This is a genomic window from Flavobacterium qiangtangense (genome assembly GCF_042658345.1).
GTDB lineage: Bacteria > Bacteroidota > Bacteroidia > Flavobacteriales > Flavobacteriaceae > Flavobacterium > Flavobacterium qiangtangense.
The window spans coordinates 233021-253346 of the sequence record NZ_JBHSQB010000010.1; the positions used below are offsets into that span (position 1 = coordinate 233021).

General features: G+C 35.8%; 18 protein-coding genes and 1 tRNA gene. 8 read left to right on the forward strand and 11 right to left on the reverse strand.

Going from position 1 to position 20326, the window contains the following annotated elements:
- Position 1: 1 nt before the first annotated feature.
- The 4 genes from ACFPVY_RS14980 to ACFPVY_RS14995 all read right to left on the reverse strand — a co-directional run bounded on the left by ACFPVY_RS14980 (position 2) and on the right by ACFPVY_RS14995 (position 4197).
- The gene (locus ACFPVY_RS14980; RefSeq protein WP_379792936.1) at positions 2-1297 is read right to left on the reverse strand and encodes an ABC transporter permease; all 1296 of its coding nucleotides are present in this window, start codon (positions 1295-1297) and stop codon (positions 2-4) included.
- A gap of 53 nt (positions 1298-1350) precedes the next feature.
- Complete coding sequence (locus ACFPVY_RS14985) at positions 1351-2271, reverse strand: ABC transporter ATP-binding protein (protein WP_379792937.1); 921 nt, start codon at positions 2269-2271, stop codon at positions 1351-1353.
- A 159-nt stretch (positions 2272-2430) separates the two neighbouring features.
- Positions 2431-3552: a molecular chaperone DnaJ gene (gene dnaJ, locus ACFPVY_RS14990; protein WP_379792938.1), complete on the reverse strand. Its 1122-nt coding sequence runs from the start codon at positions 3550-3552 to the stop codon at positions 2431-2433.
- A gap of 66 nt (positions 3553-3618) precedes the next feature.
- Positions 3619-4197 (reverse strand): nucleotide exchange factor GrpE, encoded by a 579-nt coding sequence (locus tag ACFPVY_RS14995; RefSeq protein ID WP_379792939.1) that lies wholly within the window; start codon positions 4195-4197, stop codon positions 3619-3621.
- A 320-nt stretch (positions 4198-4517) separates the two neighbouring features.
- On the opposite strand from ACFPVY_RS14995, the gene ACFPVY_RS15000 reads away from it, so the two are divergent.
- Positions 4518-5198: a YceI family protein gene (locus ACFPVY_RS15000; RefSeq protein ID WP_379792940.1), complete on the forward strand. Its 681-nt coding sequence runs from the start codon at positions 4518-4520 to the stop codon at positions 5196-5198.
- A gap of 57 nt (positions 5199-5255) precedes the next feature.
- Here ACFPVY_RS15000 and ACFPVY_RS15005 read toward each other — a convergent pair whose 3' ends face one another.
- Together ACFPVY_RS15005 and ACFPVY_RS15010 are read right to left on the reverse strand one after the other, a co-directional pair.
- Positions 5256-6161: a TIGR01777 family oxidoreductase gene (locus ACFPVY_RS15005; protein WP_379792941.1), complete on the reverse strand. Its 906-nt coding sequence runs from the start codon at positions 6159-6161 to the stop codon at positions 5256-5258.
- 121 nt (positions 6162-6282) lie between these two features.
- Positions 6283-6738 (reverse strand): DUF4442 domain-containing protein, encoded by a 456-nt coding sequence (locus ACFPVY_RS15010; RefSeq protein WP_379792942.1) that lies wholly within the window; start codon positions 6736-6738, stop codon positions 6283-6285.
- Positions 6739-6980: 242 nt separating this feature from the next.
- Here ACFPVY_RS15010 and ACFPVY_RS15015 point away from each other — a divergent pair, with 242 nt between their 5' ends.
- The 5 genes from ACFPVY_RS15015 to ACFPVY_RS15035 all read left to right on the forward strand — a co-directional run bounded on the left by ACFPVY_RS15015 (position 6981) and on the right by ACFPVY_RS15035 (position 11674).
- The gene (locus tag ACFPVY_RS15015) at positions 6981-7490 is read left to right on the forward strand and encodes a DUF4870 domain-containing protein (protein WP_379792943.1); all 510 of its coding nucleotides are present in this window, start codon (positions 6981-6983) and stop codon (positions 7488-7490) included.
- Positions 7491-7605: 115 nt separating this feature from the next.
- Entirely contained in the window at positions 7606-7935 is a 330-nt protein-coding gene (locus tag ACFPVY_RS15020) for a PadR family transcriptional regulator (protein WP_379792944.1), read from the forward strand.
- 6 nt (positions 7936-7941) lie between these two features.
- The gene (locus tag ACFPVY_RS15025) at positions 7942-9711 is read left to right on the forward strand and encodes a PspC domain-containing protein (protein ID WP_379792945.1); all 1770 of its coding nucleotides are present in this window, start codon (positions 7942-7944) and stop codon (positions 9709-9711) included.
- Positions 9708-10442: a head GIN domain-containing protein gene (locus ACFPVY_RS15030; RefSeq protein ID WP_379792947.1), complete on the forward strand. Its 735-nt coding sequence runs from the start codon at positions 9708-9710 to the stop codon at positions 10440-10442. The genes ACFPVY_RS15025 and ACFPVY_RS15030 overlap by 4 nt, the downstream gene beginning before the upstream one ends.
- 398 nt (positions 10443-10840) lie before the next feature.
- Complete coding sequence (locus tag ACFPVY_RS15035; RefSeq protein WP_379792948.1) at positions 10841-11674, forward strand: GIN domain-containing protein; 834 nt, start codon at positions 10841-10843, stop codon at positions 11672-11674.
- A 61-nt stretch (positions 11675-11735) separates the two neighbouring features.
- Here the strand turns inward: ACFPVY_RS15035 and trxB are convergent, their stop codons facing one another.
- Positions 11736-12683, reverse strand: a complete 948-nt coding sequence (gene trxB, locus ACFPVY_RS15040) for a thioredoxin-disulfide reductase (protein WP_379792949.1) — start codon at positions 12681-12683, stop codon at positions 11736-11738.
- Between the two features lie 160 nt (positions 12684-12843).
- Here trxB and ACFPVY_RS15045 point away from each other — a divergent pair.
- Positions 12844-12918 (forward strand) — tRNA-Pro (locus ACFPVY_RS15045).
- Positions 12919-13259: 341 nt separating this feature from the next.
- Positions 13260-14255: a TlpA family protein disulfide reductase gene (locus ACFPVY_RS15050; RefSeq protein ID WP_379792950.1), complete on the forward strand. Its 996-nt coding sequence runs from the start codon at positions 13260-13262 to the stop codon at positions 14253-14255.
- A gap of 251 nt (positions 14256-14506) precedes the next feature.
- Here ACFPVY_RS15050 and ACFPVY_RS15055 read toward each other — a convergent pair whose 3' ends face one another.
- The 4 genes from ACFPVY_RS15055 to ACFPVY_RS15070 all read right to left on the reverse strand — a co-directional run bounded on the left by ACFPVY_RS15055 (position 14507) and on the right by ACFPVY_RS15070 (position 20209).
- Positions 14507-15817 carry a DUF389 domain-containing protein gene (locus tag ACFPVY_RS15055; RefSeq protein WP_379792951.1) on the reverse strand — a complete coding sequence of 437 codons (1311 nt, stop codon included), beginning with the start codon at positions 15815-15817 and terminating at the stop codon, positions 14507-14509.
- A gap of 105 nt (positions 15818-15922) precedes the next feature.
- Positions 15923-17221, reverse strand: coding sequence for a dihydrolipoamide acetyltransferase family protein (locus ACFPVY_RS15060; RefSeq protein WP_379792952.1), 1299 nt, complete (start codon positions 17219-17221; stop codon positions 15923-15925).
- A 195-nt stretch (positions 17222-17416) separates the two neighbouring features.
- On the reverse strand, positions 17417-18577 hold the full coding sequence (locus tag ACFPVY_RS15065; RefSeq protein ID WP_379792953.1) for a glycosyltransferase family 2 protein: 1161 nt from the start codon (positions 18575-18577) through the stop codon (positions 17417-17419).
- A 129-nt stretch (positions 18578-18706) separates the two neighbouring features.
- Positions 18707-20209, reverse strand: a complete 1503-nt coding sequence (locus tag ACFPVY_RS15070) for an alpha-glucosidase (protein WP_379792954.1) — start codon at positions 20207-20209, stop codon at positions 18707-18709.
- Between the last annotated feature and the right edge of the window lie 117 nt (positions 20210-20326).

Consider the following 20326-nt stretch of genomic DNA (forward strand, 5'->3'; position numbering starts at 1 on the left):
TTTAATATTTAAGCCATTTGTACATTTCTTTCCACGTTGGTTTTTTGCCGTACATCAAGATTCCTATACGATAAATTTTTGCAGCGAACCAGACTACTAAAAAGAAGGTTCCGAATAAAATTGCCAATGAAATCAGTATTTCCCACCATGGCACGCCGAATGGAATTCGCATCAGCATGACGATTGGCGATGTTAACGGAATCATGGAAAATGTAGTTGCGACTGTTCCGTGTGGGTCGTTCAAAACGCTGAAAAAACCTACGTAAACCGCTAACATTAACGGCAAAATGATCGGTAATAAAAATTGTTGTGAATCGGTTTCATTATCCACTGCGGCACCTATTGCCGCGTAAATCGAACTGTACAAAAAGTAGCCTCCAACGAAATAAATCAGGAAGCAAATGACTAGCGTGATTAATGGTAATTGCGTGATTTCGTTGACATAAAGTTGCATTCCACCGATTGAACTTTCCGCCGCCGTGGTCGCCATTCCCGCTGCCGGTGGCGTGATATTTATGCCTAAAAACAGGGACGCAACGAAAAATAATGTGCCTGCCAAAATTGCCCAAATGACAAATTGCAAGACGCCGGCCATTGAGGTTCCGATGATTTTTCCCATCATTAACTGAAACGGTTTTACTGATGAAATGATGATTTCAATAATTCGGTTGGTTTTTTCTTCGATGACGCTTCGCATAACCATGTTGCCATAAATAATGATGAACATCATAATCAAGTATCCGAAACCCGCACCAATAAAGACTTTGATATAATTTAAACCCTTGACATTTTTTTCTCCCGAAGCTTTTGAAAGCGAAATGCTGACTTTTGCCTCGGCATTTTTGATAGCCAAAGTATCTAGTTTCGCAATTTCGAAGTTTGATTTTGTCAATCGTTTTGCTATTGTTGCTTCTAATTCTTCCACGAAATCTGGACTCGGGCTTTCATTTGAAATGTATTTTATTTCGCTTGCCAGTTTTTTATTGTCCAACTCTTTTGGGATAACCAGTAAAGCTTCAAATTTCTCTGCATTGATGCTGCCTTTTAACGAAGCCAAACTTTCTTTGCTTCGGTCAAGATAATTATATTCTTCAGAATTTTTGAAATCATTGTAAAAAAGTCCTGATTCATCGTGGATGACGATTTCTTTTACATCAGATTTCATCGTGCTCAAATATCCGACGAAAGCAGCCAAACCGACCATCAATAACGGACTTAAAAAAGTCATGACGATGAACGATTTATTGCGGACTTTGGCAATGAATTCTCTTTTTATGATTAGTGATAATATGCTCATTTTTTGATTTTTAGACTGTTAGATTTTTAGATTCTTCGAATTAGATTAAAAATCTATTTTGAAACAGTTTGAATAAAAATATCGTTGACACTTGGAATTTTTTCTACGAAATGCGTTACTTGCCCGTTTTGTGTCAAGATATTCAACAGTTCGTTTGGTGTTGCATTTCCAATTTGGATTTCAAGTTTTAAATCGTCGTTTAACGATTTGAAATTGGCTTGCCCTACCGTGAATTTTTGCGTTAATTGGTACATCAAACCTTCCACATTTGAAGACATAATTCCCACTTCGAAACTATTTGAACGGTATTCTTTTTTGACGTCGATTAATTTTCCTTCGATTAATTTATTTGATTTGTGAATCAAAGCGATATCGTCGCAAAGTTCTTCCACGCTTTCCATTCTGTGCGTTGAAAAAATAATTGTGGAACCTTGTTTTTTTAATTCTAAGATTTCATCTTTAATTAAATTCGCATTTACAGGATCAAATCCGCTGAAAGGTTCGTCGAAAATCAGCAATTTTGGCTTATGCAAAACGGTAACTACAAATTGAATTTTCTGCGCCATTCCTTTTGAAAGTTCTTGGATTTTCTTGTTCCACCAACCTTGAATTTCCAAACGGTCAAACCAATAATCTAGCTGTTTTTTGGCTTCGGCTTTTGAAAGTCCTTTCAATTGTGCCAAATAAAGCGCCTGTTCGCCAACTTTCATTGATTTATACAAACCGCGTTCTTCTGGCATGTAGCCAATATCTTTTACGTGAGCTAAATTTAGTGGTTCTCCATCAAGCAAAACTTCGCCTTTGTCTGGCATTGTGATTTGATTGATGATTCTGATTAATGAGGTTTTTCCGGCGCCGTTTGGACCAAGAAGTCCATAAATACTGCCCTTGGGAACCTGTAGTGAAACATTGTTTAAAGCTGTATAATCGCCGTATTGTTTGACTACATTTTTAACTTCAAGTATGTTATTCATTATGAATTTTGTTTTGGTAAAAGTAAGGAAAATGGAGTGGAATTTGACTTGATTTCAAAAAAAAACCCACCCTTATTTGCACAAGGATGGGAAAAATTGCTATGAAAAAGAAATTACTAGTAAACTAGTAATCCTCAAATATATAAAATTTTTCAATTACTATGAAAACATATCCTTAACTTTTTCAAAAAAAGATTTTTCGCTCTTTTCAGGGCTTGGAGTAAAGTTTTCTTCTGTAAGTGACTTTTCGAAGAACTGTTTTTGTTCTTTATTTAGGTTTTTTGGAGTCCAAACGTTCACGTGAACCAGCAAATCACCGTTTCCGTAACCATTTATACTTGGAATACCTTTTCCTTTTAAACGAAGAATTTTACCAGATTGAATTCCTTCTTCTAATTTAATTCTCACTTTTCCATTCACTGCTTCGATGTCTTTTGAAACACCCAAAACCGCTTCTGGGAAACTGATATACAAATCTAAATGAAGATTTTCACCTTCACGCTTCAAGAATTCGTGCTCGATTTCTTCGATGGCAACGATTAAATCACCCGGAATACTGTTGTTTCCTGGCGCATCGTTTCCTTTATTTCCCACTTTCAATTGCATTCCATCAGTTACACCTGCAGGAATTTTGATTGAAACGGTGTCGTCTTCCACAACCATTCCGTGTGCATCGGCATTAGTTGGTTTTCCGTCCAAGATTTGACCAGAACCACCACAAGTTGGACAAGTTGAAGCCGATTGCATTCTACCTAAAATGGTATTTGTCACGCGCATCACTTGACCTTGACCGTTACAAGTCGAACACGTTTTATACGTCACGCCTTTGGCTTGAACTTTTCTTTTGACTTTTACTTTTTTCTCAACGCCATTTGCAATTTCTTCCAAAGTCAATTGCACTTTGATACGAAGATTGCTTCCTTTTGCTCTTCTTGGTCCGCTGCTTTGACCGCCGAAACCGCCTCCAAAACCACCTCCAAAGATGTCTCCGAATTGGCTAAAAATATCGTCCATATTCATGCCACCTCCGTGGAAACCGCCTCCGCCTCCGCCTGGTCCGTCAAAAGCTTGGTGACCATATTGGTCATACTTTGCCTTCTTTTGTGGGTCACTTAAAATTTCATAAGCTTCAGCTGCTTTTTTAAAGTTTTCTTCCGCTTCTTTATTCCCTGGATTTTTGTCAGGGTGAAATTCAATGGCTTTTTTTCGGTATGCTTTTTTGATTGCAGCAGCGTCTGCAGATTTTGTGATACCTAATATTTCGTAAAAATCTTTTTTCATATTCTAATTTAAAAAAATATTATTCGCAATTCAGACGCAGAAATTGCGCCTTATTGAAACAATAAATTATTGTCCGATTACAACCTTTGGAAAACGGATGATTTTGTCACCCAATTTGTATCCTTTTTCAAGAACGTCCACGATTTTTCCTTTCATTTTATCAGAAGGAGCTGGAATTTGAGTAATTGCTTCAGCAAAATCTGCATTGAATGCGTCACCTGCTTTTACTTCTACTTCTTCAAGACCTTTTGAAACCAACGTGTTTTTTAATTTTTCGTGAATTAAGTTTACACCTTTTAATAAATTTTCGTCTTCTGATTTTGAGATTTCAATCATTGCTCTGTCAAAATCGTCAAGAACTGGCAAAAGTGCTTGCAAAACTTCTTGATTTGCTGTTTTGAAAAGCTCTACTCTTTCTTTTGAAGTTCTTCTTTTATAGTTTTCGAATTCAGCAAAAAGACGAAGGTGTTTGTCTTTTTCTGATGCTAAATCTTGTGTTAATTGCTCTTCAATGCTTAATTCTTTAACAATTACCTGTTCTGCAGTTTCGTTTGTTTCCAAAGTTGCATCGTCAATTTGTTGTTCCTTATCTTGATTTTCAGCATTCATAGTGTTCTTATTTTTAAATATGTCTTTAAATTTCATAATCTGCTTTTCGTGGGATTGCAAAAGTACTGCCAATTGTGTAATAATGTCAAATTGTCACAGAAATTTTTCTTAAGCGATGCTTTTCGGCAATCTTGTCGCGCAAGGTTTGGAAAAGTTTAAAAAGGGAAATGACGTTTGAGCTAACCCCGACTGCAGGGAAGAGCTCCCGATTTTTCATCGGGACTCTGGAATAAGGCGGGACGATGATTAAAAAATTCGGAACGATTGAGTTTCTGAAAATTAGCTTTTTAATAAAATTTTAAGAGTTTTATGCGATTGTTTTTGATATGTTTGCGACAACCAAAAATTTATTTTTTATGAAAAATCGTATTGCATCTTTATTATTTTTATCTGCATTGACATTGACTGTTTCGTGCAAAAATGACAAAGCAACTGAAGCAGAAACGACTGAGGCTGGGAAAGTTAAGGAAGTTTCGGGAGAAGCTACACAATATAATGTGGATGCGAAAGCGTCGAAAATTGAATGGACGGGTTCAAAACCGACTGGGAAACACACGGGCACAATCACGCTTGCTGACGGTGCGATTTTTGTAAAAGACAGCGTGCTTGATTCTGGAAAATTTAATATTGATATGAACACGATTGCGGTGACAGATTTGAAAGCCGGCGACGGTAAGGAAGATTTAGAAGCGCATTTAAAAGGTACTGCAGCGGATGCAAAAGAGGCTGATATGGACCACTTTTTTAATGTGAAAAAATTTCCAACGGCAAGTTTTGAGATTACAAGTGCCAAAACAGAAAACGGAAAAACGACTGTGGAAGGAAACTTGACTATGAAAGGAATTACGAAAAATGTAAAATTCCCAGCAAAAGTGACTGTTAACGGCGATGTTGTGACATTGGAAAGTGATACTTTTTCAATCAACAGAACGTTGTGGAACGTTAATTATGCGTCGAAATCAGTTTTTGATAACTTGGGCGACAAATTTGTTAACGATGATATCGAATTGAAGGTTAGCGTTACCGCTAAAAAATAATTGTTAATTCACCCCCAGAAAAAGCTCCATTTTAAAACAATGGAGCTTTTTCTATTTTTAGCCTAAAAGGTTTTGGAGTGCTTTTTCTAACGTTCTGTATTTGAAGACAAATCCGTTGTCTTGCGATTTTTGTGAAGAAACGTTTTGGCTGGATAATAATAAGATGTGCATTTCGCCGAGCGCGAGTTTCAAGACGAATTTTGGTACAGCCGGAAAAAAGTATGGCTTGTCTAAAACTTTGGCGACTGTTTTTGTGAGCTCTTCGTTGTCCACAGGATTTGGTGCTGTGGCATTGTAAATTCCTTCCCATTGGTGCTGGATCGCATAAAAATAAAGATGCACCAAATCGTCAATGTGAATCCAGGATTGCCATTGTTTTCCGTCACCGTAAGGCGAGCCTACCCCTAGTTTTATGGGTTTCATTACTTCTTTGAGCATTCCTCCTTTTTGAGAAAGCACGAGTCCGGTTCTGATTTTGCAGACTTTTATATTTAATCTTTTGAAATTATCGACGGCTTGCTCCCATTTTACCACGACCTGGCCTAAGAATGAATTATCTACTGATTTATTTTCTTCGGTATAAAGTGTTTCTTTGCTGTCTGGATAAACGCCGATGGCGGAGGCAGAAATCAAATGTTTGACTTGATTTGGGTGTGATTTTAAAGTTCGGTAGAGCAGGTTTGTGGTCAAAGTTCTGCTTTCGATAAGTTCTTGTTTATATTTTGAAGTCCACCGCTTTGAAATGGACGCTCCAGCAAGATGAACGATGGTATCCACATCTACTATTGCTTTTTCATCGATAACTCCTTGTTGCGGATTCCAATAAAAGCCTTGATAGTTGGGTTCGTTCTTGATGTCTTTTTTAGACGTAGTAAGATAATTTATTGAGATTCCGTTTTGCAATAACAGGGAAACCAATTCTGTCCCGACCAGACCTGTTGCTCCTGTAATCAAAATTTTCATAGCGTATATTTTTTTCTTTCTCTCAAATTTACAAACTCATGTATGAAATTAAATGTTAATTAAGGTGAGTTTAAGAGTGTTCAGTTTGCAGAATGAAGTGTTCTGTTTGCAGATTTGAAATTTAAGCCTTTATTCTGACACTCCACTCAAAATCCATTTCAGAAACTTGTTCTCCTTTTTCATTAACTCCAATAGATTTCATCCAGAAAGTTTGCCCCTCACCTGTTTTGATGGTTTCTTTAATTGCATCTTGGATTAAATGTCCGTCATTGCAAGTGAACGTAATTCTGCCGGTTGCTTTTTTGGTAAAATTTCCTTTGTTATTGGCCACCAGCATTGATATTTTTTTCCCGCTTTCCTTAATATGATACATCACCAAGGCTCCAGTGGTCAATTCTGCAGCCATTGCCTGAACTGCAAAATACATCGAGTTAAACGGATTTTGGTTTATCCAGCGGTGTTTTACGGTAACGACACATTTATTTGCATCAATTTCTTTTGCGCGAACGCCACTAATAAAAGCGGACGGCAATTTGAAAAGTAGAAATTTATTTAGGTTTCCAGCGGTGAATTTCATCTTATTTAGTTTTTATAAATGTATAAAATTTGCTTTAAAGATTGAAATATTAAATTATCTAAAGAATTTATTTCTAATTTATCTAACTTTTAAAAACATTTTAAACACTAATAAACAGACACTTACACGTAATTTACCAAATTTACATTTGTTAAATTAATGTTAAATATTAGTACTATGTAAAACAAGATACTGTTTTTTAGCCATATATTTGCATAGGATATTATTATATACTTTTAATCATGGAAACATCAAACGAAAAATCAACAGGAGCATTATTACATTTAAGCGTATTTACGCAGTATTTTTTTCCTTTAGGAAATTTTATATTTCCAACAATTATTTGGGGCGCTAGAAAAAACAGTTCTGATTTTGTGGACCACCACGGAAGACAAGCTTTAAATTTTCAGTTGAGCATGTTGCTTTACACTTTAATTTTAGCAATGATTGCAATTCCGATTTTCATTTTCACGCTTTTCAAAAACATTCCGACGAGAGCGTACATTAATGAGGAAAATTTCCAAATCGAAAATTTCAACATTGAAAACATTACCGGAATCGTAATTCTGGGAATCATGGCAGTTTTCATCTTTGGAGTTTTAAAAATGGCTGAATTCTTCTTAGTGATTTATGCAACTATTAAAGCGGCAAACGGGGAACGCTACAAATATCCTCTGACAATTAATTTTATTAAAGCTACAAGCCAAAACAACGATTTAAAAACTACAGAACCAGAACTTCAAGCGGAATAATTTAAGTTTCAATCATCAAAAAAATCACGAGTAAAAAAACAGGAGTAATCAACCTGAAATCATCATCAAATCAATCAAAAAATGGACAGTTTAATTAACAATCTAAAAGCACATTATGAACATTGAAAACACGAAAGCCCAGATGCGTAAAGGAGTGTTGGAGTTCTGCATTCTATCAGTATTAAAAGAAAAAGATGCTTATACCTCAGAAATTCTGGACACCTTAAAAAGCGCAAAATTACTTGTTGTGGAAGGCACCGTTTATCCCTTACTAACAAGATTGAAAAACGACGGATTGCTCAACTATCGTTGGGAAGAATCTACTTCTGGACCACCAAGAAAATACTATGGACTCACAGAATTAGGAAAACAATTTTTAAAAGAATTAAATGGCACATGGACCGAATTGTCTGATGCCGTAAACATCATAACTAGCCAAAACTAAACCATCATGAACAAAACAGTAAATATTAACTTAGGAGGTATGTTTTTCCACATCGATGAAGATGCGTACCAAAAATTAAATCGCTATTTTGAAGCTGTAAAGCGTTCATTATCAAACTCTACAGGAAAAGACGAGATAATGAAAGACATCGAAATGCGAATTGCTGAATTGCTTACCGAAAAGAATCGCGGCGACAAGCAAGTTGTTGGCATGAAAGACGTTGAAGAAGTAATCGTGGTGATGGGACAGCCAGAAGATTACAGAATCGACGATGAAGGCGCTCCAGAAACGACTTTCGCTTTTAATTCTGATGCAAAGAGAAAGAAAAAATTGTACAGAGACAAAGACAAAGGCATGATTGGCGGTGTTGCGGCAGGTTTTGGACATTACTTGGGCATCGACGCTTTATGGATCAGAATTTTGTTCATCATTTCACCTTTCATCACTTTCGGAACCAGTTTGGTAATTTACTTGATTCTTTGGATTTTAATGCCACCGGCTGAAACTACTACGGAAAAGCTTGAAATGACCGGAGAACCTGTAAACATTTCGAACATCGAAAAGAAAGTTCGCGAAGAATTTGATTCACTTTCTGAAAAATTCAAAAACGTGGATTATGACAAATACGGAAACCAAGCTAAAAACGCTGGCGAAAGAATCGGGAATACTTTAAGCTCAATCATCTTAAAAATATTTTCAATCATCGGAAAAGTAATCGGAGCCTTTCTTGTTGTGACCGCTGCATCAACACTTGTATCCTTATTATTGTTCGCAATCACGGCTGGTTCATTGACTTTCGGAGAATTTCCTTGGACAGAATATGTAGAAAATTTTACAGATGTACCGCTTTGGATCATTGGATTATTGACATTAGGAGCCATTGGAATTCCGTTTTTCTTCCTATTAATTTTAGGATTGAAATTATTGATTACCAACATGAAATCCATCGGAAACACGATAAAATACACACTTTTAGCACTTTGGCTAATCTCTGTTGGAATTTTAATCGCTTTTGGAATCAAGCAAGCAACGCAGTTTTCTTTCGATAATAAAGTTGTCATTAAAGAAAATATTGCAATCAGTTCAACTGACACTTTGAGAATAAAATTCAGATACGATGATTTTTATACCAAGTCAATCGGTGAAAACAGAGAATTCATTTTCACGCAAGACAGCATCGGAAAAGACGTTATTTTTTCTAACGACATCGAGCTAAATCTTTTAAATACTGACGAAAAACAAGCGTATATCCAAATTGAAAAAGTGGCCGAAGGAAAATCTTCAACCGAAGCAAAAAAACGCGCTGAAAGAATCAATTACAATTTTAAAGTACAAGGAAATACGTTGATTTTAGATAATTTCTTCACCACAGAACTTTCAAATAAATACAGAAACCAAGAAATTAAAATTTACCTTTATTTGCCAGAAGGAACGCTTTTAGCTCCAGACGAATCAGTGGAACGTTTTACAAGAAATTACAATACAAACCTAACTTTATTCACTGATTATCAAGACGAAGGAAATAAAAATTTCACGTATCGCGTTTCAAAAACCGAATTAAAATGCTTAAATTGTCCTGCAAAATTGTATGATGAAAACGGCGATGAAATTGAAAATCAAGAGATAATTGAGACCGTTGATAGCTTGGCAACAACAGTTACAATTGACGACAAAGGTGTTCGAATCCAAAAAGGTTCAGACACAAACGAAAAAAGAGAATTTAAAGGTTTAGAAGTAAATAAAGACGGAATAATCATTAAAACCAAAAAATCATGATCCGATTCATCATCTATTTTATGAAATTAATTTTGGCACTTTTGTTCGCAATATTTTTTTCAGCGTGCACATTTAACAACGGAAAAACAATTACCGGAAGTGGCAATGTAAAAACAGAAAACAGAAATCTTTCAGGTTTTACGGGCATTTCCGTGCAAAGAGCACTAGAAGTTGAAGTTGAACAATCAGATAAATTTGAAGTGGTTGTCGAAGCTGATGACAACATTTTATCGCACATCACAACCGAAGTTCGCGACGGAATCTTAGTAATCGAAACCGACATCAACAATTTCGACAACGTAAATAAGAAGAAAATTAGAGTAAAAATGCCAAACGTAGCATCGCTAGAATCATCAAGCGCAGCATTCATAAAAAGCAAAAACACTTTAATTTCAGAAAATTTGACGCTTGACGCAAGTAGCGCTTCAAAAATTGAAATTTCAGTAGAATCAGAAAACTTAACATGCGACAGCAGTAGCGGAAGCACCATCGAAATTCAAGGAAAAGCCATAAAATTAAACGCAGATTCATCAAGCGGAAGCACGATAAATGCAGACAATCTGCTAGTGAACGACGTCATCGCAACATCGGCAAGTGGAAGTTCCACAAACGTTCATCCCATTTTAAGCTTGGCCGCAGAAGCCTCAAGTGGCAGTTCAATTCACTATTTTAGTGTACCAAAAAAAATCGCAAAATCCACAAGTTCTGGTGGCGATATTTCACAGCAATAAATTAAAAATCCTGGTAAATTTTATCAGGATTTTTTTTTGAAGCCAAACCAAAGGCACTTTTTTAAATGAAATTCCCGCTTTCTGCAGTAGTTTTTCTCCGATAAAAAATCGGAAGAAAAAGCTACTGCCGCCAATCGGGGCTATTTTCAAACTTTCAGGAATTTTTTAAACGTCAGTTCCCCAATCGTTGCGGGAGTTTGCAAATTTTCAGGTTTCAGTTTTCAGTTTTCAGTTTTCAGATCACAGTTTTCAGATTACAATTTTAAAGATTTCAGATTTTCGCCGATAAACTTTACGAGCTTTGAAAACTTTGAAAACTTTGAAACTTTGAAACTTTCTTCCTAAAAAAACTTTGAAACAAAACTTTCAATATATTTGTGAGGAAAACCAAACACAAAATGAAAAGAACAATACTATTTGCCCTACTTTTAATTAGTTCTATTTCTTTCGCTCAAAGCAAAGAAAAAATCAAAGGAACGAAAACCGTAACCATTGCTCCAAGAGAAATAAAATCGTTCGAAAACCTTGAAGTATCAGACAACATCGAAGTTTTTTTGGTAAAAGGCGACAACAACGCCTTAGAAATCGAAGCCGATGAAAACTTACATGAAATCATCGAATCATCAATAAATGCAGGAACTTTGCATCTTTCCACCACAAAAAATGCTACGACTTACAAAAAACTTAGCGTAAAAATTACGTACACAAGCGATTTGAAATTGGTAACTGCAAAAAACGATGTGACTATAAATGCGCTTTCTGACATTGATTTAGATAACATTACCTTTAAAACTTATGATTATACCAAATTATTTTTAAATGTAAAATCTAGAGTTTTTTCAATCTTCGCAAATGACAAGTCAAAAGTTGAATTGAACGTAAAATCAGAATCTGCTGCGGTAGAATTAAGCAAAAGTGCAAGCATGAAAGCGCTGATTTCTTCAGAAACCATGAAATTTGACATGTATCAAAAATCGACTGCGGTTATTGAAGGCGATATCGTTGACTTAAAATTACGACTTGACAACAACTCAAATTTCACCGGAAAGAATTTAAGTGCAAAAACCGCAGAAATTATCACAGAAGCTTACGCCACCGGAAGTATTTTAGTCACAGAAAAAGCAACATTAGATGTTTCAGCAAAATCAGAATTGCAACTTTTTGGAGATCAAAAAATAGAAATAAAAAGGTTTACTGACAGCGCAGTCATCATGAAAAAGCCAACAAAATAAAATAAAAAAATCCCGAATTTTCATTCGGGATTTTTTTATCAAATTTCTGAAAAGAAATAAATTATTCTAAAGTTGCCAAATAACGTTCAGCATCAAGAGCGGCCATACAACCCGTTCCCGCAGCAGTAATCGCTTGACGGTATTCTTTATCTTGAACATCTCCCGCAGCAAAAACCCCAGGAAGATTTGTTTTTGTAGATTTTCCAGCGGTGATCAAATAACCGGTTTCGTCCATGTCTAATTGACCTTTGAAAATATCGGTGTTTGGTTTGTGGCCAATCGCAATAAACAATCCTGTAATTGCAATTTCAGATTTTTCGTTGGTTTCGTTGTTTACCATTCTCAAACCTTCCACCACTTGGTCGCCAATAACTTCGTCAACTTCTGTGTTATAAAGCACTGTTAAATTTGGTGTATTTGCCACACGGTGCTGCATCGCTTTTGAAGCTCTCATCGCATCTTTACGAACAAGCATCGTCACGCTTTTGCAGATATTTGCAAGATAAGTAGCTTCTTCAGCAGCAGTATCTCCTGCTCCAACGATTGCCACATCTTGATTTTTATAGAAAAAACCATCGCAAACTGCACATGCAGAAACACCGCCTCCGCGCAATTTTTGTTCGCTTGGTAATCCTAAATATTTTGCAGTTGCACCAGTTGAAATGATCACCGTTTGCGCGTGAATTTCTTTGTTTCCGTCCACGATTACTTTGTGAACGCCACCTTTTTCTTTAGAAAATTCGACAGAAGTCGCCAAACCAATTCTAACTTCGGTACCAAAACGTTCTGCTTGTTGCTGTAACTGAACCATCATTGTTGGTCCGTCAATTCCTTCTGGATATCCTGGAAAGTTATCTACTTCTGTGGTTGTAGTTAATTGTCCACCAGGTTCCATTCCTGTATATAAAAGAGGTTTCATATCCGCGCGAGCTGCATAAATTGCTGCAGAATATCCCGCTGGTCCAGAACCTATGATCAAACATTTTACTTTTTCAATTGTATCAGACATAATGTTTACTAAGTTTGTTTTTACAAGTGCAAAAGTACGTTTTTCTTAAAAATTTTCGGCCATAAACAAATCACTTTTAACTATTCAAAAATAATATTCTCCTATTTCTAGATTTATGTTGCACAATTAAAATTAAGCAGTATATTTGCACTCACAATTTCGGGGTGTAGCGTAGCCCGGTTATCGCGCCTGCTTTGGGAGCAGGAGGCCGCAGGTTCGAATCCTGCCACCCCGACGCTAATCAAAAGCTGAACAGAAATGTTCGGCTTTTTTGTTTCAAATATCTTTTAAATAATCATAACAGACGAAGGTTCTCCCGAAATTTCGGGACTGCCACTCCTATCAGATTTTAAAAAAATCCTCAAAATCACATGGTCCACGGGTTTTCTATTTACTAAATTCCAAGATTTAAAATCAATTCTTTTTTAATTAAAAAAAATATTTGGGAGCGGTATCGACAGTTCATCCAACTTAACTAACAATTCAGTAATTTAAAATTCAACCGCTCATAATTCTACGGTAGTTTCGCTTCCTATAACTAATAATTCCTAAAAGTTTTAGGCAAAAAACCATATTATGAAAAAAATTACAATCATGATTGTAGCTGTATTTATCGCTTTATCATGTCAAAAAGGTGTACAACTAAACACTTCCATCGAAAATTCCAATTCAGATTCTCTTGTCATTCACAATAAAGATTTTAAAATTACGCTGCATGGCTCTAAAGGAAATTTCAAAGGAGATTTTGAAGCTCCCACCGGTTTTTACCAACTTTTTGATGGTGCCGAATTTTCAACGCTCTATTTAACCAAAGGTTTTGATCTAAAAATTACAGCAGATGGAAAACGATTTGCAGAAACACTCGCTTTTTCTGGTAACGGGTATAAAGAAAACGCTTTTTTAATTCGAAAGAAAAAAATGGATCAGAAGTTAAAAGAGAATTTCCGGAATGACTTACCAAGTGAAGCCAAATTAAAAGACATTTTAAAAAAGCGTCTGGAAGATGCAAAAATTCAACTTTCTTCTGAGGAATATGAACTACATTTTCCCTCGTTAATGCTTGCAGAGTATGAAAGAGAAAACGAAGAAATCATTGCACAATTGGCAGAGTTTAAAGTGAAAGAAAATAATCTTGCTGTACTTAAAAACGCTGTTGCTCCAGACATTAATTTTGAAAACTTAAACGGAGGAACTACAAAATTGTCTTCTTTAAAAGGATCTTTCCTATATATCGACGTCTGGGCTACTTGGTGCGGGCCTTGCAAAATTGAGCTGCCGCATCTTAAAAAACTGGAAGAAGAATTCAGAGGAAAGCCTGTTCAATTCGTAAGTATTTCGATTGATGAACCAAAAGACCGAGCGAAATGGCAAAAGATTTCTACAACAAACAACTTTAAAGGAATTCAGCTTCTCGCGAACGACGGTTGGAACTCGCAATGGATAAAGCATTTTAAAATCGTGGGTATCCCAAGGTTTATCATTATTGGAAAAGACGGCAAAGTTATCGAACCAGATGCACCAAGACCATCTTCATCAGAGTCTATTGCAACCTTAAATAATCTGCTAAAATAAAAATGGATTTTTGAATACGGATGCTATCTTGAAATATGGACGTCAATAAAGCTGAACAGAAATGTTTGGCTTTTTTTGTGTCATTTTTGGCGACAATCTTGTAAAAGTTTAAAAGAAGCCTGAGAGTTTGAAAATAGCCCCGATGGCGACTTTGTTTGAGCTCTTTCACGGCTGATCAAGCCGGGAAAAGCGAGTGGCGCCGGCGGGAATTTCATTTAAAAAACGCCTGAAGTTTGGCTTCTAATAAAAATTTATTCGAAGAAAGTTTTTACTTTTTCAGTTTCTAATCTTTTTTTAAGCCAATCATTTATTCTTTTTCTGGAGTCTGCTGTCAGTCCTTTTTTGGTGGTTTCCATTACCACGATTTTTACATTGTCGGTTTTTGTGCTGTCTTGAAAAGCGACGGTTTCTGAGTAAGAACACGATTTTATTTCTGGGAAAAGTGTTTTGATTTCGCTCAAAAGCTGTTTCCCGATTATTGGTTTTGAGATGATGCTGTCAGCTGTTTTTTGCTTTTCTTTTAAGGCTAAATTTAATCGGTTTACTTCGGTTTTTAGCTTGTCGATTTGATTGACATTTTCTTTGCCTTCGTTATATGAAAAACCTTGCTTGAAAATTAATTTGGCCTCTGATAACGAATAACTTGACGCCCGTTTTGTTATTTCTTTTTTATTTTCTTGGGTCAGATCACTTCCTCCGTAGATCAAATTAATTTGTTTATTTCTGGCATCGACTTCATTTTTCAGCAGATAACTTCCTTCAAAAACACTGACTTCTGCAATGAATTTGTTTGCGTTTTCGGTGAATTTTTCAGCTTGCACAAGTACATAACCAAAATAAATACTTGGTATCAAAGTAACTGCAATAACGAACGACGTCCATCGAACGACTTTGGTTTTTTGACCTTCTGCTACTAAATTTGTAATTGGAAATTTGAGAAATCTGGAAATCAAAACTGAAGATATTCCGATGAAAACGGTGTTGATGGTAAAAAGATAAAATGCGCCTAAAAAGAAACTCATATCGCCGTTTGCCAAACCGAAACCGGCGGTACAAAGTGGTGGCATTAAGGCTGTTGCAATGGCCACACCGGGAATTACATTTCCTTTGTGACGACTGCTGATGGCTACAATTCCTGCCAAACCACCAAAAAGCGCTATTAAAACGTCGTAAATTGTTGGGCTTGTCCTTGCCAAAAGCTCTGAATGTGCCGTTGATAAAGGACTCAACAAAAAATACAATGTCGAGGCAAATAAACTTGCGATAACAGCAAAGATGAAATTTTTTAGTGCTTTTCTGAATAGCGCAAAATTGTAAGTTGCTATACTATATCCCATCCCGTTAATCGGTCCCATTAATGGTGAAATAAGCATCGCGCCAATGATTACGGCAGTGGAGTTCATATTCAATCCAATCGAAGCGATGAAAATAGCAAAAACTAAAATCCACAGATTGGTTCCTTTAAAAATTATATCTTTTTGGATTGATTGATGAATCACTTCATAATCGTCCATTTCAGATTGGAGGTTAGTGTAAGTCAGAAATTTTCTTAGCAAGCTCATCTTTTTTATCTTAAATATACCAAATTTCAGATAATAAAAAGAACCAAAAACAAAAAAACTCCCGAAATTACTCTCGGGAGTTTTTAAAATTATGATTATTTATTCTTAGTAATCTCTGTTTACATCAAACGCTTCGAGGTATTCTGCAACGCGTTTCACGAAGCTTCCGCCCAGTGCGCCGTCAACAACTCTGTGGTCGTAAGAATGCGAAAGGAACATTTTTTGACGGATTCCGATGAAATCGCCTTCTGGAGTTTCAATAACCGCTGGTACTTTTCTGATGGCACCAAGAGCAAGGATTCCGACTTGTGGCTGGTTGATGATTGGAGTTCCGAAAACGCTTCCAAAAGTTCCAACGTTTGTAACGGTGTAAGTTCCGCCTTGTGTATCGTCTGGTTTTAGTTTTCCTGCTTTTGCACGGTTTCCTAAATCGTTAACGGCTTTTGCCATTCCCACGATATTTAATTGGTCAGCGTTTTTGATAACCGGAACAATTAAGTTTCCGTTTGGCAAAGCTGCCGCCATTCCAAGGTTGATATTTTTTCGTTTGATGATATAATCTCCGTCAACAGAAATGTTCATTCCTGAGAAATCTTTTAATGCTTTCGCAACGGCTTCCATCATAATTGGAGTAAAAGTCAATTTCTCTCCTTCTCTTTTTTCAAAAGCATCTTTTACTTTATTTCTCCATTTCACGATATTTGTCACATCGACTTCAATGAACGACTGAACGTGAGCCGAAGTTTGAACTGAAGCGACCATGTAGCCAGAAATCAGTTTACGCATTCTGTCCATTTCCACAATTTCGTCGCCACCATTTACGGATACGGGTGCAGGTGATTGGGTTTTAGGTGCAGGTGTGTTAGTTTGCGCAACAGGTTGTGCTTTTGGATCTTCCGCTTTTGGCTGTTTTCTATCAGCAATATATCCTAAAATATCGTCTTTTGTAACTCTTCCATCTTTTCCAGAACCGTTTATAGCTTCTAGTTCTGAAACAGAAACACCTTCTTCTTTAGCAATATTTTTTACTAATGGCGAAAAGAATTTTTCTGAAGTAGAGAAATCTTGCGGCACAGAAACGTTTTCTTTTGCTGTTTCAACAGTTTTTTCAACTGCAGCAACAGCTTGCGCTTCTTCTTTTGGCGCTTCTACAACCACACCGCCTGAAACTTCGATATAAGCGATTGTTTGTCCAACTTTTACAACATCATCAACGTTGAAAAGGATTTCAGACAAAACTCCCGAAACTTCTGAAGGCACTTCTGAATCTACTTTATCAGTAGCAATTTCAAGAACCGCTTCATCCGCTTCAATCGGATCACCTACTTTTTTTAACCAATTGGTAATTGTTGCTTCTGCAACGCTTTCTCCCATCTTTGGAAGTTTCAATTCAAATTTTGCCATATTGCTAACCTAATGGTGAATTTTTATTTTCTTGATGCAAAATTAGTGATAATATTTAGGTTATACTATGAATTATATAATTTTACAGGATTATATTTTATATACTAAAAACACAAATTTAATGTAATTTTAAACCAATAAGAAATTAAGAATCATTAAGTTTTTGCTAAAATTCTTAAATCTAAAATGAAACGTTTAAAATTTTATTACTTCGCCTCTATCGTTACTGCTGTTGCTTCCGATGATAAAATTAGATTCACTTGGCAGTATCTTAAAAGTTATGTTTTTATTTTTTTGTGTTTCAAAAAACTCGATGCTTTCGTTGAATGTGAGATAATTGTTGTCTAAAATTACTTCCGTCAATTTGCTTTTCGAAAACGTTTGCGAAAATAATGCTTTTTGGTTTTCTAAAGTTGTGATTTCTATATTTTTTTTAAGAGCTTCTTGTATTTTTTCTTTTATATTGTCATTTTCAGACACTAAAATATAACTTTCGGGTTTTGATTTAGGGTTTGCTTTTCCTTGGAACATCTTTACGAAGGAGAAAAAAATGATTCCGATTTTCATAAACAGAGAAAAAAATACGGATGTTTTGAAATGTTTTTTGTAGAAAAAATTCATTGCTTCCTGAAAACGTTTCATATACGTTCCGTCTTTTATAGTGCTTTCTCCTTTATAATGTATGACAGTGGTTTCGTGGAAATAATAATTCTGTTTACCAGTTTTCAAAACCATATAGGATAAGTCGATATCATCAGAATACATAAAACAATCTTCGTCAAAACCGCCAACCTCATCATAAGTTTCTTTTTTCATCATCATAAATGCACCGACCAAAATTTCAACTTTTCCGGTTTGGTTTTCATTTAGATGCGAAGCATAATATTTCCCGAAAGATTTGATATTTGGAAAAAGTTTGTAAAGACTGAATATTTTGGTAAAAGCTACAAACGGAGTTGGAATACCACGTTTTGATTCTGGAAGAAAATTTCCGGTTCCGTCGATTAATTTGCAACCAATGATTCCTAAATTTTCTTGTTTTTTGGCAAATCCCAAGACTTTTTCGAAAGTATCTTTGGCAACGACCGTATCTGGATTTAAGATACAAATGTATTTTCCGCTAGCAATTTTGACACCGATATTATTGCCTTTTGGGAAACCAGCATTTTCTTTATTTTCGATAAGAATTACGTCTGGAAACCGTTCCTTCATCATCTGGCAACTGTCATCAGGTGAATTATTGTCAACTACAATTATCTCGGCGTTGAAGTTTTGTGTGGCTTTTTGAACGCTCAAAACACACTGCTCTAGAAAATGGCGGACGTTATAATTGAGGATGACGACGGATAGTTGCATTGGACAAATATAAAAAAGTTTTTTTAGTTGGCTTTTCAATTATTTGCAAGAACATTTTTAGGTCTTGAAACGAATGTTATTGAAGTTCATTTTTTCCAATAATTACTCGAGAGAGTGAAGCACCTGTATCTATTTTTTGTAGATAACAGCGTTGTTCGTTTGAAGATTCACTTCTCCATATAAGATTTTACTGCCTCTAGGAAGCTTAATTTGGGTTGACTTACCAAAGTTAATTATTACCGTAATACGCTCACCTTCGAAGCTTCTGGTGTACAGGATTTGATTGTCCTTATATTCCAAACTATCGTATTTGCCATATTGCAAAACTTTCTCCTTATTTCGCAAAGCAATCAATTCTTTGTACTTGTAAAATATCGAATTTTTATCCTTCTTTAAAACTTCAACATTATTTTCTTTAAAATCGGGACTGACTTTTATCCACGATTTTTCAGTTGAAAATCCTGCAAATTGGTTTGCATTCCATTGCATCGGACTTCGGGATTTATCGCGGTTGTTTTTATTTCCTTCCAATAACGCTTCTTGAGGAGTTTTTCCTTTTTGTAAAGCTAATTGATAATGCGTTTTTCCTTGAATATCAGCTATTTCTTCAAAACTATTAGCAATGATATTGTGCATCGCGATTTCTTCGCCATAATAAATAAACGGAACTCCTTTTGCCGTAAAAATCAACGTTGCTAATGCGGAAGCTTTTTCGGGGTTTCCATCCGCCAATCTATCCATCATTCGAGGCATGTCGTGGCTTCCGAAGAAAAGCGTTGGATAATTGCTCATCTCTTTTTCCATGCTTTGCAATTCGTTGAAAATTCTTTCGGCTGAAAAAGTTGGGATACTTCCAAAGTTAAAATTAAAAACAACGTCCAACAATTCTTCCGATTGATATTGCTTTAAGACTTCAATCTTATCACTGCCAATTTCCCCAACGATAAAACGGTTTGGATAAGCATTTACAGTAGCTTTAATCATCTTCATTGCCTCTTTCACACCCGATTGGTCGATGTCGTATAAATGTTGTTGATTTCCATCTTTCATCGGATTATCGGCAAGAATTCCATCCGTCGTTAAAAAATTGATGACATCGAGACGAAAACCATCCACGCCAGCATCCAACCAAAATTGAAGTATCTTTTGAACCTCATCCACTATTTTTGGATTTGACCAATTGAGGTCGGCCATCCTGACATCAAATTTATGATAGTAATATTGATTGGTTGTAGCATCCAGTTCCCATGCTGTTCCACCAAAAAAAGATTCCCAATTATTGGGCTTGTCTTTCCAGATGTAATAATCGCGATACGGATTGTCTTTGGATTTTTTTGCTTCTTGGAACCATTTGGAATCGGTGGAAGTATGATTCAAAACCAAATCCATAATGACTTTGATGCCTCTTTTATGGGCTTCTTTTAAGAAAGTATCAAAATCTTGCTTATTGCCATAAGTTGTGTCAATTTCATAATAATCAGCTACATCATAACCGTTGTCTACTTTTGGAGATTTCAAGAAAGGCGTCAGCCAAATTCCTTTGACTCCCAAATCCTGTAGATAATCCAATTTGCTTGCGATGCCTTTAAAATCGCCATAACCGTCGCCATTGCTATCGGCATAACTCGGCATGTAGATTTGATAAAAAACGGCTTCTTTCCACCATTTTTTTGAATTTTCAGCATTTTGTGCCTTTGCGATAAAACTAAAAATGAGAAAGAAAGAAACCGCAGTATTTTTAAATAATCC